15 protein-coding genes are annotated in these 13,019 nt (G+C 40.5%); 9 read left to right on the plus strand and 6 right to left on the minus strand.

All coding sequences use genetic code 11. The annotated features are described in order from the left end of the window. The first annotated feature begins 93 nt into the window (after nt 1-93). The 5 genes from Q4550_RS22145 to aceA all read left to right on the plus strand — a co-directional run bounded on the left by Q4550_RS22145 (nt 94) and on the right by aceA (nt 4,799). Nucleotides 94-1,482 (plus strand): M48 family metallopeptidase, encoded by a 1,389-nt coding sequence (locus tag Q4550_RS22145; RefSeq protein WP_303536139.1) that lies wholly within the window; start codon nt 94-96, stop codon nt 1,480-1,482. A gap of 67 nt (nt 1,483-1,549) precedes the next feature. Next, nucleotides 1,550-2,047 (plus strand): DinB family protein, encoded by a 498-nt coding sequence (locus Q4550_RS22150; protein ID WP_303536140.1) that lies wholly within the window; start codon nt 1,550-1,552, stop codon nt 2,045-2,047. A gap of 135 nt (nt 2,048-2,182) precedes the next feature. Continuing rightward, nucleotides 2,183-2,419 carry a hypothetical protein gene (locus Q4550_RS22155; RefSeq protein WP_303536141.1) on the plus strand — a complete coding sequence of 79 codons (237 nt, stop codon included), beginning with the start codon at nt 2,183-2,185 and terminating at the stop codon, nt 2,417-2,419. Beyond that, the gene (locus Q4550_RS22160) at nt 2,409-3,479 is read left to right on the plus strand and encodes an aldolase/citrate lyase/malate synthase family protein (RefSeq protein ID WP_303536142.1); all 1,071 of its coding nucleotides are present in this window, start codon (nt 2,409-2,411) and stop codon (nt 3,477-3,479) included. The genes Q4550_RS22155 and Q4550_RS22160 overlap by 11 nt, the downstream gene beginning before the upstream one ends. Before the next feature lie 45 nt (nt 3,480-3,524). Further along, nucleotides 3,525-4,799: an isocitrate lyase gene (gene aceA / locus Q4550_RS22165; RefSeq protein WP_303536143.1), complete on the plus strand. Its 1,275-nt coding sequence runs from the start codon at nt 3,525-3,527 to the stop codon at nt 4,797-4,799. A gap of 858 nt (nt 4,800-5,657) precedes the next feature. Here aceA and Q4550_RS22170 read toward each other — a convergent pair. Together Q4550_RS22170 and Q4550_RS22175 are read right to left on the minus strand one after the other, a co-directional pair. Next, nucleotides 5,658-5,846: a hypothetical protein gene (locus Q4550_RS22170; protein WP_194221091.1), complete on the minus strand. Its 189-nt coding sequence runs from the start codon at nt 5,844-5,846 to the stop codon at nt 5,658-5,660. Between the two features lie 75 nt (nt 5,847-5,921). Continuing rightward, nucleotides 5,922-6,395 (minus strand): glycine/sarcosine/betaine reductase selenoprotein B family protein, encoded by a 474-nt coding sequence (locus Q4550_RS22175; protein WP_303536144.1) that lies wholly within the window; start codon nt 6,393-6,395, stop codon nt 5,922-5,924. Between the two features lie 177 nt (nt 6,396-6,572). Here Q4550_RS22175 and Q4550_RS22180 point away from each other — a divergent pair, with 177 nt between their 5' ends. After that, complete coding sequence (locus tag Q4550_RS22180; RefSeq protein WP_303536145.1) at nt 6,573-6,776, plus strand: YuzI family membrane protein; 204 nt, start codon at nt 6,573-6,575, stop codon at nt 6,774-6,776. 110 nt (nt 6,777-6,886) lie between these two features. Next, complete coding sequence (locus tag Q4550_RS22185; RefSeq protein ID WP_303536147.1) at nt 6,887-7,234, plus strand: hypothetical protein; 348 nt, start codon at nt 6,887-6,889, stop codon at nt 7,232-7,234. A 69-nt stretch (nt 7,235-7,303) separates the two neighbouring features. Here the strand turns inward: Q4550_RS22185 and Q4550_RS22190 are convergent, their stop codons facing one another. Further along, nucleotides 7,304-8,149: a superoxide dismutase gene (locus Q4550_RS22190; protein ID WP_303536149.1), complete on the minus strand. Its 846-nt coding sequence runs from the start codon at nt 8,147-8,149 to the stop codon at nt 7,304-7,306. 135 nt (nt 8,150-8,284) lie between these two features. Here Q4550_RS22190 and Q4550_RS22195 point away from each other — a divergent pair, with 135 nt between their 5' ends. Further along, nucleotides 8,285-10,975 (plus strand): PBP1A family penicillin-binding protein, encoded by a 2,691-nt coding sequence (locus Q4550_RS22195; RefSeq protein ID WP_303536152.1) that lies wholly within the window; start codon nt 8,285-8,287, stop codon nt 10,973-10,975. Nucleotides 10,976-11,082: 107 nt separating this feature from the next. Continuing rightward, the gene (gene adhP / locus Q4550_RS22200) at nt 11,083-12,096 is read left to right on the plus strand and encodes an alcohol dehydrogenase AdhP (RefSeq protein WP_303536154.1); all 1,014 of its coding nucleotides are present in this window, start codon (nt 11,083-11,085) and stop codon (nt 12,094-12,096) included. 24 nt (nt 12,097-12,120) lie between these two features. On the opposite strand, the gene Q4550_RS22205 is transcribed toward adhP, so the two are convergent. From Q4550_RS22205 to Q4550_RS22215, 3 genes are all read right to left on the minus strand, one after another. Continuing rightward, nucleotides 12,121-12,333 (minus strand): spore germination protein GerPB, encoded by a 213-nt coding sequence (locus tag Q4550_RS22205; RefSeq protein WP_194221097.1) that lies wholly within the window; start codon nt 12,331-12,333, stop codon nt 12,121-12,123. Nucleotides 12,334-12,347: 14 nt separating this feature from the next. Further along, nucleotides 12,348-12,563 (minus strand): spore germination protein, encoded by a 216-nt coding sequence (locus Q4550_RS22210; RefSeq protein WP_194221098.1) that lies wholly within the window; start codon nt 12,561-12,563, stop codon nt 12,348-12,350. Between the two features lie 62 nt (nt 12,564-12,625). Next, nucleotides 12,626-13,015 (minus strand): spore germination protein GerPE, encoded by a 390-nt coding sequence (locus Q4550_RS22215; protein ID WP_303536157.1) that lies wholly within the window; start codon nt 13,013-13,015, stop codon nt 12,626-12,628. Nucleotides 13,016-13,019 lie beyond the last annotated feature (4 nt).

Below are 13,019 nucleotides of genomic sequence, written 5' to 3' on the forward strand. Positions count from 1 at the left end.
TATTAATGATGAGTTGAAAAATCATATACAGGAGAATGGAAAATTCAGTATACTGAACATAATCCAATGTGAAAGGAAATATGTGAAGTACGAATGAATAAATCGAAGCAGTTAACAACCAATTCAGAAACATCTCTATTTATTGTTCTCCTTGTCTTTAGCATACTTACTTATGTAGTTCTGTTTTTCTCAGTAATTGGAATGGCGATTATTGGAGTTTTATGGTTTATATCTTTTTTTAGCCACGGTTTATTTATAGGAAATATTCGTAGTAATGGCGTTAAAATAACGGGATATCAGTATTCACATATCGATCAGAGAGTACGTGATTTATGTAAACGAATGGAGATCGAAAACGTTCCAGACGTCTATGTCATTGAGTCGGCAGGCATGCTGAATGCATTTGCAACAAGGTTACTAGGTAGGAACATGGTCATTCTTTATTCCGATATTTTTGAGCTGATTGAAGAAAATGCTGAAGAAGAGGTTACGTTTATTATTGCTCATGAGCTCGCTCATATTAAACAAAATCACATTCTAAAACAACTTCTGCTTCTACCTGGAAATGTGATTCCGTTTCTGGGGTCTGCTTATTCTAGAGCGTGTGAATATACGTGTGACCGAATGGGAGCTTACTACATAAATAGTGGCGAGAAGGCAGCAAACGGTTTGATTATTCTTGCCGTTGGAAAACGACTATACCAGAGCGTGAACAAAGACGCTTATATAACACAACTTCAATCTGAGAAGAGTTTTTTTGTCTGGTTAAGCGAATGGTTTTCAACTCATCCCGCTTTACCGAAAAGAATTGCTGCTGTAGAATCGTTTATGGAACTGAGGGAAAAGACTCCGTTTCCTGCTCCTCGTAAGAAATTAGTGATTCTTTCACTAATTACGCTTATGTTCTTTATCGGTGGAATAGGAACAGCCGTTATAGCAGCAGAAGTTGTTATTCCTTCAATCTCATCAGCATTCGAAGATGAGCTTGCTTTATTTGACGAAGCTACTGGCGTGACACCACTTATGGAAGCCATAATTAATGAAGATGATCTCGCTTTTCAGTCTCTTATAGATAAGACTGATCTTGAAGCGACTGACTCAGATGGTTGGAATGCTTTACATTATGCAGCTGAGCATTCAGAAAATGATAAGATGTTTCAAGCGCTCCTTGATCGCGAAATGAATCCAAATGCTGTTGATTTATATGGGACAAGTGCCTTAATGATTTCGGTTCGAAATGGTTATGTTTCTAAAGTGAATCGTCTATTAAAGGCAGGTGCTGATCCAAACATGGCGGATATTGATGGCTGGACGCCTCTTATTTATGCTGCTTATATGGAACCTAATCACCGGAATGAAATGTATAATCTGCTCCTTGAAGCTGGGGCAAACCCCGCTTTGCAAGACCAAGAGGGGTATACTGCAATTGACTATGCACGAGATGTGGGAAATGAAGAAGATGTAAAAATTTTGTCTCAATAATGATAGATTCATAGGGAATTTAGTTTTCTGGCACGAATGATTATTAATAATGAAAGGAGGAGTTTGAATGAAAGATGCTCAATTACTAAAACAATTTACTTTTTGGCGATATCGAACACTCCAGGCGCTTGATGCTGTTACAGAGGAGCAAGCAGATGTTCTTCCTGAGGGTTTTACGAACACAGTGCGATGGAATTTAGGCCATATACTGGTCACGGCAGAGTTTGTTCTAAATCGTTTTACAGAGATGGAGGATAGCCTTCCACTAAACTATTCCGCATTATTTAAAGCTGGTACACGACCGGGTGATTGGACCGAAGAGCCGCCATCACTTACTGAGATAAAGCATTACTTAATCGAGCAGAATAAAAGAATAAGTGAGTTAGAAGGAAAACTGAGCAAATCCCTTCAAAGTGATTTTTCTATAGGTTCCTACCTTACTCTTGAAACAGTAGGAGAACTTATTCTGTTTTTAATGAATCATGAAAATCTTCATTTAGGAACAATTAGTGGGATTAAACGTGCTCAGGGTATGAAAGAACTGTGGAAAAAACAAACTGTATGAGTACAGCTTAAAACACGTGCAAAAAGCACGTGTTTTTTTGTTTTTATAATTTACTACAAAAAATATAGAGTAAATAACCTGTGATTTGTGCAATTCACAGGTTATTTTAATTTTCTAAAAAAAGGTTGAACCTTTTTGAAAAGTTGTTATATAATACTAACAAATAAAACAAATTGTATTATAACAGATGGAGGGAAGCAAAAATGGATTGTTATACGTGCTATGGAAATGGTGAATTGGAATGTCCGCATTGTCATGGAAAAGAAAGGAAAAATGAAGGGTGTCACCACTGTGAAGGTGAAGGATGTGTTGGATGTCATCGCTGCAACAGTAGCGGCAGACTTGAATAGGAGGGGATGTTGTGCTGGATGAAAATTTAGAAAGCGCTTACGATCAAAAATGCCATTTACTAACTCTTGAAGCGATGGTGTTTCTAGAAAATCTTCAACGTCATTCACAGTCAATACAGCAGCTGATACAAGAAGAAGTAAACAGAGAAAACTTCTTTGAACATAAAATTCTCTTACCCGAAACGAAATTAATCCGTGAAGCGAATTGGGAAGTTAAACCAGTTCGGAAAGATCTACAAGATCGAAGAGTCATCGTGAAACAATCTGTTATCGACATTGAAAATGGTTCTTCAACAATTAATGCAGGGGCAAATTTACTTATTGCAGACTTTTCGGATGAAGCAATGTCTTTTGATCAGCGTATGCGAGCAGCACAAAATCTAAAAGAACTTATTCAGCAAGAACGAGTTAAAGAGAATGTATATCCTACAGCCTTCATGATCGCAGTAAACAATAGAAAGAATGAAGATAACTATAGTGGTAAAGAAATCCCAGATAACCTTATTGATTTTGGACTTTATGTTTTCCATAATACGACTGAATTATTGAAGCTTGGTTCTGCTCCATATGTCTGTTTGAAAGGCGTTTCTTCTTATCGAGAAGCTAGCTACTGGAATAACATTTTTTCTTTTACAGAAAAGAAAATGAATCTTTTTCAAGGAACGATCAAGGCCGCTGTCACAATTGATCAAAACAATATGAATCAGAGTGAGGAAATACTTTATGAATTACGTGATCATTGCGCGGGTCTTCATTTTGAATCTGAAGGTGTTGAAAGTATAAACGATTTAACGCGGTTCGTGATTAGCGTAGGACATAAGCGAAAGACACATGTCATTGTGGAAGATAAGATTATGAAAAATAATGATCGCGATGATGAGAGAAATGTGAATGGGGAAATGTTTGAACGGGGGACACGGGAAGTAATTGAAGGGTTTGATGGAAAGTGCATCACAGATACTAATCTGATTCCAATGATGAAGGCGATTTGGAATCACTATATGCCTGAACCGAATCAGATTTGGAAAATGAGGCATGAGTACTCGGCATTTGATAGCTTGAATCATTCGAAAGTGATCTAAGAAAGAAGCATGACCAAATACCAACATATCCAGGGGGAAATAATGATGACAAAGCAAACAGCACTTCAAGAAATTTGGAACCAGGACCGTTTTAAAGGAATTGAACGCCCATATTCACCTGAAGAAGTCTTGAAATTACAAGGATCCGTTCAAATCGAGTATACTCTTGCGAAAAGAGGTGCTGAACGACTCTGGAAACTTGTGAATGAAGAGAACTTCGTCAATGCGCTAGGTGCCCTTACTGGTAACCAGGCTGTTCAACAGGTGAAAGCTGGCTTAAAAGCCATTTACTTAAGCGGATGGCAAGTAGCCGCAGATGCAAATATGTCGGGGCAGATGTATCCAGACCAAAGCTTATACCCTGTAAATAGTGTTCCACAAGTCGTAAAGCGAATTAATCAAGCTCTTCAAAGGGCGGATCAAATTGAACATTCGGAAGGAATTCATGAACGTGATTGGTTCGTTCCAATTGTTGCTGATGCAGAAGCAGGTTTTGGTGGAGCGCTCAATGTGTTCGAACTTATGAAATCAATGATTGAATCTGGTGCAGCAGCAGTACATTTTGAAGATCAACTCTCATCAGAGAAAAAGTGCGGGCACCTTGGAGGTAAAGTTCTTCTGCCAACACAGCAAGCTGTTAAAAATTTAATTTCAGCACGCCTCGCAGCAGACGTTATGGGTGTGCCAACGTTAATTATTGCACGAACAGACGCTAACGCTGCAAATTTAATTACGAGTGATGTTGATAAATACGATGGTGAGTTTTTAACAGGGGAACGTACTCCTGAAGGGTTTTTCTATACGAAACCTGGTCTTGATCAGGCGATTGCAAGAGGCCTTGCTTATGCACCATACGCTGACCTTATCTGGTGCGAAACGTCTGAACCAAATTTAGAGGAAGCTCAGAAATTCGCAAATGCTATTCATGAACGTTTTCCTGGAAAATTACTAGCTTACAACTGTTCGCCTTCATTTAATTGGAAAAAGAAACTCGATGATGAAACGATCGCTAAATTCCAGCGTGAATTAGGTAAGATGGGCTATAAGTTCCAATTTGTTACGCTTGCTGGTTTCCATGCTCTTAACCACAGTATGTTTGAACTTGCAAGAGACTACAAAGATAACGGAATGGCTGCCTACTCAAGACTTCAGCAAGCTGAATTTGCTAGTGAGGCAGATGGTTACTCTGCAACAAGACACCAGCGTGAAGTTGGAACGGGTTACTTTGATGCTGTGTCTCAGGTTATTACAGGTGGGACTTCTTCTACGACTGCTTTAAAAGGTTCCACAGAGGAAGAGCAGTTTACTTCAACGAAATAAGAGAAAAAACCGGCTGAATTTCAGCCGGTTTTTGTGTGGAATTCGTTTAAATAGTGGAAGTGGATGAGAAAAGGTGCTAGACATTGGGAGTATGAGAGTGAAAGGCACTTATTTCCGCGAAAATTTATTGAATTCCGCGAAAAGTGATTACAATTCCGCGATAATCCAAATATATCCGCGGAAATAGGATTAATTCCGCGAAATCGGTTTTTTAGATCAGGTTCCAGTGCCTGCCGGGTCTAATCGGGCGCTTCCGCTTTTCGATGTCCAGCTGCAGTGGGCAGACACTCGGTCACTTCACTCTCCAACTCGAACACAAAGAGCGTGTTCAATTTGGAGAGCTCCAGTGCCTGACGTGTCTAACCGCCCACTTCCGCTTTTCGAGTCTAGCTGCAGCGCCCAGCCTCTCGACCGCTTCACCCTCTAAAATGAACACAAAGAGCGTGTTCTTTTTAGAGGGCTCCAGCGCTTGTCGAGGCTAAACGGGCGCTTCCGCTTTTCGTGTCTAGCTGCGCGGGCCAAATCCTCCGGCTGTTTCGCCCTTTCGATTGAGACAAAAAGCGTCTCATTCGAAAGGGCTCCAACATCCTGCGGATTTAGGCGGGCCCGCTCCGCTTTTCATGTCTAGCTGCGACTCGCAGAAACTGCGATATTTCGCTCTTTCACCAGAACACAAAGGGCGTGTTCTAGTTCAAGCGCTCCAATATCTTCGTTTCTAACCGCTCCTCTCCGCTTTTCGTGTCTAGCTGCAGCGCCCAGCCTCTCGATCGCTTCACCCTCTAAAATGAACACAAAGAGCGTGTTCTTTTTAGAGGGCTCCAGCGCTTGTCGAGGCTAAACGGGCGCTTCCGCTTTTCGTTATTTATACTTAATTCCTGATTCTTCTACTATTCCGCCTTCTTTGGCTTCGACTAGGAGGTCGAGGGCTTTGTTGAGAACTTGTTTGTGCTGTTCTCTGTTGTTTGGTTGTCCTAGTGCGCTGCCCATTGGAAAACGGTTGTAGAGGGAGCGTGGAATGTTAACGTATTCGCTTATTTCTTTAGACATTGTCAAGGAAACTGTTGGGATTCCGTGTTCTTCTAATATGCGTGCGATCAGACCGACCGACTGTTGGCAGACTGGTCAGGAAGGCACCAACAAAGCGAAGTCTACGTTTTCCTTCAATAACTTCTTAGCTACCTCTTGTGCTGTAACTGTTTTGAGTGGGTGAGGTGTAGGGATATATCCCATAAAGCCATAGTGATTTTCAGCGAGTTCTCCAATTCTTCCTTCTTCTTGAAGTTCTTTCATTGTATCAAGAGGGAATTGGATGTTGGCATCCTGTATCACTTTTGAGTGGTCATAGTGCTCGTGAGCAAATGATACATTATTGAGATCTGTATTTACGGGAATTTCTCTGTAAGAAGGATCACCCAATCCAAAGTTGTCATTAAATGGTAGTTGTCCTTTTACATATACACCACCAGTAGCAATAATGGCGCCCTTTGCTTTGCTAAGGTCTTTAGTGAATGGTGTGAATGGGGTCGACTCGTTCTTTTCAAACTTAAAAGAAGGGACCCAATTTTGTTGCACGGCCTGTTCGACCTTTTCAATCATGCTAACTCCTCCTTCTCATTAAAAATTATGTTGCCTTTTTGTTTTAGCATGTATACAAAAAAAACAAAAGTAAAACGTCTTGGACAGCATAATTTCCTTCAGTATGAAATACGATGGTTAGTAAATGAAGGAGGAGGGACAGGCCAATATGAATCTGAGAAGAAATGCCTATAGACAATGATTATTCGATTCTTCATTTTTCTAATCGGGTTTGGTCTGTCGGTTGCAGGTGGTGTTACGTTAATTCTGGAGCTCAATCTGATTATTATTGGTCATAGTCTTCTTGATTATTTTGTTTATATATCGCAGACTCCAGAGCTTTATTTATTTGCTTCTGGCGTTTTTGTTGTATGGGTAAGCGTATACTGGCCGAGAGCATAGGTAGTAAGAATTATCATTTCTCCGCTAATGTCCCTTCCCGATTGAGAAACTCCTCATACCTTATAATGTAGGCAACTATCATGATGGCCAACAGGAAAGGGAGGAGACACATGAACCATTATCTCCCCATTCAGGGGGATTTTTATAGTGCTTATCCTGACACAAGAAATTATTATGGAATGAGACAGTATGACTACCAGCGTCCGTATCCATTTATTGGGGGTTTTGCAGGTGGGCTTGCGGGAGGTCTTGCAGGAGGATTATTAGGAGTATTATTAATACCAGGGATATATGGTGGATATCCTCGTCCACGACCAGGATATCCCTGTCCTGGCCCTGGGTATTGTCCTCCAGGTTATGGATCGCCAGGATACGGTGCTCCAGGGTATGGCCCCCCAGGATATGGCCCACCGGGTTATCCTGGGGGACGACCGCCATATGGACCATACAGAGAATAGGTTTAAAAGCAAAGGGGACCCCCTTTGCTTTTTTTCTTTATTTTAGCTTATAGTGTTGTTTTTTCTTTTTTAGAAAGGTTTCCACTTTACATTTTGAGCTTTACGAAATCGTTTGTTAACTTCATTCCAATTAACTACGTTCCACCAGTTTTTGATGTAGTTCTTTCGGTTGTTTTCATATTGTAAATAATAAGCGTGTTCCCAAACATCAAGAGCTAGAAGAGGTATGACATCCCACTGGCTTAAGTTTTGGTGTTTTTCAGCTTGAAGAATTTCAAGTCTTCTTGATACAGGTGACCAAACAAGAATGGCCCAACCTGATCCTTCTACTTTGGCTGCTGCATTAGTGAATTGTTGCTTGAATTGATTGTATGATCCAAAGCTTTTTTGAATCTCATATAAAATTTCTCCCTCTGGCTTCCCGCCGTTTGGACTCATGATTTTCCAAAACAAAGTATGGAGATAATGCCCCGCACCATTGAATGATAATTCGCGTTCCCAATGTTTAATGAGAGCATAGTTATCCTGTTTTCTTGCCTTTTGTAATTCAAGTTCAGCTTTGTTTAACCCATCTACATAGCTTTGGTGGTGAATATCATGATGGAGTCTCATGATTCTTTCACTAATGTAAGGTTCGAGTGCATTGTATTTGTATGGCAGAGATGGTAAGGTATGTCCTCCTATAGGAACAGATGAATCTTGCAAGTTACGCCACTGTTTGTATAAGGAGTTGGCTATCTCATATAGGGCTTTTTCATTTGAGCCATTCTCATCGACATTTTCCTGAACTGCTGCTAACCATTCTTCAGTTTGAATAAGTAGGGAAGAGTTTACTCGTTCGTGAGGGTTATCTGCTAAGACGTGATTTCGGAATTGATAGCCCCATTCAAGCAGCTTTACTGACAATCTACTCACTCCTTTCTCTCCTATCTAGACTTTATTACTATATGAATCGCGTTATCAAATTGTTTCAATCTCTTAATAAATGTTTTTAATATGAAACATTTGGGTAACACCTCTCTATGGAGTTTGACGCTAAGGGGGATCATAATGGGGAAAAATATCAATGAAGAACAACATACAGGTAAGCAAGTAGGTCGAAAAAAAGGGAAACGTTTTGCTAGGAATGTCCTTTTAATAGGTGCTTTCATGATGGTTTTTGTATTAACGTTCGGGGGTTATCAAACTTACGCTTATATTAATGAAGCGCCAAAGCTTGAAGAAAATAAACTAAGTTTACCGCAATCATCTACGTTATATGATGCAGAAGGAAATAAAATTACAGACATTGTAGGAGAAGAGCATCGAAATATCGTTTCATTTGATGAAATCCCTGAACATGTTGTAAATGCCTTCATTGCAGTTGAAGATGTAAGATACTGGGAACATAATGGGGTGGATTTAAAAAGAATCGGCGGAGCTGTCGTGGCCAATATTCAAGATGGGTTTGGAGCAGAAGGTGCAAGCACGATTACGCAACAAGTTGTTAAGAACATGCTTCTAGAGCCTGATAAGACAGTGAAACGCAAAGTTCAGGAAGCGTACCTGGCGATGGAATTAGAAAAAGAGTATTCCAAAGAAGAGATTCTTGAGATGTATTTAAATAAAATCTATTTTGGACAAGGGGCGTATGGAATCGCAACAGCTGCTAACACTTACTTCGATAAATCACTAGAAGAGTTATCAACAGAGGAAGCAGCATTATTAGCAGGTTTGCCTCAGCGTCCATCAGGATACGATCCATACAAAAATCCAGACATTGCAAGCGATAGAAGAGCTACTGTTCTAAGTTTAATGGAGCAGCATGGATTTATTTCTGAAAAAGAACGGAAAGAAGCAGCATCTGTTCCTGTGCAAGATTCAATTGTGGACCAGCAAAGTCAGTCTACAACGAACGATGCATTTATAGATCAGGTTATTGATGATCTTGAGAAAGCCGGCATTCCTGAAAACGCACTTTATTCAGGAGGATTAGAAATTTATACGACGCTCGATCAGAATGCGCAGCAGATTGTAGATGAAGCACTCACTACAAATAAAGTTGTTGAATACCCTGATGAGCAGTTTAGAACAGGGGTTTCCCTCATTGACACTCAGTCCGGTGCAATTAAGGCTATTGGCGGAAATCGTCAAACGGGCGAAAATGATGTTCAAAAAGGCTTTAATTACGCTACTCAATTAGAACGTTCACCAGGCTCAACGATCAAACCAATTCTTGATTACGCTCCTGGAATTGAAAAGCTGAAATGGTCAACCAATCAACAGTTTATTGATGAAGAACTTGAGTTAAACGGGAAAGAATTTAGTAACTGGAACGACGAGTTTCAGGGCAGTGTTTCGATACGAGAAGCACTTCAGTGGTCTTATAATATTCCTGCTATTAAAGCATTTATGGAAGTAGGGGGAGAAGAAGCTCAGGCATTTGCTAAGAAGCTAGGCATTTCAATTGATGAAACGTATCCTGCCTACGCTATCGGTGGTTTTGCTGGAGGAATTTCTCCTCTACAACTATCAGGAGCATATGCTGCATTTGGTTCAGGCGGTACTTTCCATGAGCCTTATAGTGTTGAAAAAGTAGTTTACCCTAATGGTAAGGAGCAACAGCTATCCTCTAAATCTGAAAAAGCGATGAGCGAAGGAACTGCCTACATGATTACAGACATGCTCCGAACAGTCGTTGAAGAAGGAACTGGCATGCAGGCGAAGGTTAAAGGGTTGGACGTAGCTGGTAAGACAGGCACGACAAGTCTTGATGATGGTATTAACGGTGATGGTGTATCAGACGCCTGGTTTTCTGGATATACGACGAACTATACTGCTTCCATTTGGACTGGATATGATAAAACGACTCAGGATTCCTTCATTCATAAAGAAGACGATGATATTGCGAAATTGCTTTTCCGTCACATCATGAGTGAAGTATCGAAGGATAAAGAAACAGACTCGTTTAAAAAGCCGGATTCAGTTGAAGAGATTGAAATTGATAAGACAACAGGATTACGTGCAAATAAGGCAACACCTTCGTCTGATATAATAAAAGAACTTTATTTTAAAGGAGAAGAGCCGAAAATAGCACCACTTCCAAAACCGAAAAAGAAAACTTCATCAAATGAACAAGCTGAGAAAAACGATACAACTACAGAAGCTACAAAGAAGGATTCCAATAAACCTAATGATAAAAAGAAGTCAGAGGATAAAGTAGAGAAACAGCAGAAGAATGAGTCCATAAAAGAGGAACCAAAGGCTAAGCCGGAAGAAAAGAAAGAGCCAAAAGAGCCAAAAGAGCCTCAAGAACCGGAAAATTCAGAAGCACAAGAAGAATCTTCTGATCAGTCTGAAGAGAAGGAAGAGCCTGTGACAGACGACTCTTCTAATGCTGGAGGTGACAGTTCAGAAGACGGCGAAGATGATGCTAATGCTAACTCTGGTAATGAAGAGAATACCAATAATGATGGCAGTAATGAAGGAAACCCAAATAATACGGGTGACGTAGAAGAGCGGGGTAATCAAGAGGGTTCAAATAATGACCCTCCCGCTGATGGAAATGATGAGGGCACGAGTGAAGAAACAAATGAAAACTCTGCAAATGATAGTGAAAATAGCGAGGTAAGTGATTCGGAAGAAAACACTGGTGACTCATCGGACTCTTCTGATCAAGGTGGAAGTCAAACTTCTGAAGAGGAAGAAACTTCATCCGCTGATGCCAATCAATCCAAGGAAAAAGAAACAACAAAAAAGTAGAAAATACCGCGAATATTCTGAAACTGTGACCAATTTAACAGTTTATAGAATGAACCTCCATTATGATGAAGAAGGAAATGAAAATTCATCAAATGGAGGTTTTCATTATGAAAGCAGCAATTGTACATGCCTTTAAAGAGCCACTTTCAGTAAAGGAAGTAGATAAGCCTGTTATTGGACATGGAGAAATATTAGTACGCATCAAAGCATGTGGTGTATGTCATACCGATTTACATGCTGCCCATGGTGATTGGCCAGTTAAACCAAAACTTCCGCTAATACCAGGTCACGAAGGAGCTGGAATTATTGAGGAAGTAGGAGAAGGGGTTACACACTTGAAGATAGGAGATCGAGTGGGTGTCCCATGGCTCTATTCCGCGTGTGGTCACTGTGAATACTGCCTAACGGGACGTGAAACACTTTGTAAGGAACAGCAGAATGCGGGCTATTCTGTTGATGGTGGATATGCTCAATATTGTAAAGCCGATGCAGATTATGCTGTGGAAATTCCAGATCGCCTTAGTTTTGAAGAAGTAGCTCCTATTTTCTGTGCAGGCGTCACCACTTACAAAGCTCTAAAAGTAACTGAGGCTAAGCCTGGTGAGTGGGTGGCCATTTATGGAATCGGAGGATTAGGGCATGTCGCCGTTCAATATGCGAAAGCAATGGGGCTTCACGTTATAGCAGTTGATACGCACAGTGAAAAATTAACACTTGCAAAAGAACTTGGTGCAGATCTTACTGTTAATCCAGTTGAAGAGAATTCTTCTGAATTTATCCAAAGAGAGGTTGGTGGAGCGCACGCTTCTGTTTGTACAGCTGTTTCAAAGCCTGCTTTTAGTGAAGCTTTTGCAGCCGTTAGACGAGGAGGCTCTGTAGTAGCTGTAGGATTGCCACCTGAAGAAATGCCGATACCGATTTTCGATACTGTCTTAAATGGCATTAAGGTCATTGGATCCATCGTGGGCACACGTAAAGATTTAATGGAAGCTTTGCAATTTGCAGCTGAAGGTAAAGTGAAAACAATTATTGAGACTCGACCATTAGAAGAGATTAACGAAGTTTTTGAAAGTCTAGAAAATGGCGATATTAATGGAAGAGTTGTTATCTCGTTCGACTGAAAAAAACCGCCGTCGGCGGTTTTTTTATGTTGGAGGAGCAAGCGGGACAAATGGTGTTAATTCAGAAGTTTGTGCTGTAGAAAGTTCAGGAGCAGGTTCGGTGTATCCACCCGTATTATAAAGATTTGAAAGTGGCTTAATAATACCAGCGCTCCCAATTTGAAGGACTGAGGAATTCGAAATTCCTTCGACTCTAAGCTGATGAATAACGATGTTTTGGTTCACAAAGAAATTCACGAATCTTCAGCTCCCTAATTGTTTGCGGTAATGTTTTCATCCGCAACATCCGGGTCTAGTGAATTCGTTAAACTAAATCCGTTGTTTACGACATGAAAATCGCCTGTATTAAATGCACCTGAACCAGCGTATGTTTTGGAAGTTGATTTTGGTGTTGTGTTAAAACTATCCCCGAAGTTCACTACTCCACCCGCGCTATTTATCTTAACTGGTCCTACGATTGAAGGCATTATTGAACACCCTTTGAGTTGTTATAAAGTATAGTATGTGATCAATAAAGGATCCGTTCAATTTATTCTTCATCATCGTAAGGATTAGACAAATATTCGCGATTGTGTTTTACCCTTGCCTCCGTCTTAATCTGTCTCGTAGATCCAACTTGTAAAACGGAGGAAGCAGCAATCCCGATGACGCGAATGCTCCCAACTTTAATAATGGGGTTTTCGTGAATCGTGCATTGCTCGATGTTCTCAGTTAGAAGCGGGAGAGGTAGTGGTTGGGAAAACATCGGATATTCTGTTAAATCTTCTACTTCATTCCCATTAAAAATCGGAAGTTCACGCTGTAAAGCATAAATTTTTGTCTCGGGAGTCACTTGATTGCTGTCACCAATTTGCACAACTGCGGAACTATCGACTGATGAAACAAGGATCCAATTGACGAGGGAGGATCGACTATTCATAGGA

This window comes from Anaerobacillus sp. 1_MG-2023 (assembly GCF_030547345.1).
GTDB classification, from domain to species: domain Bacteria; phylum Bacillota; class Bacilli; order Bacillales; family Guptibacillaceae; genus Guptibacillus; species Guptibacillus hwajinpoensis_B.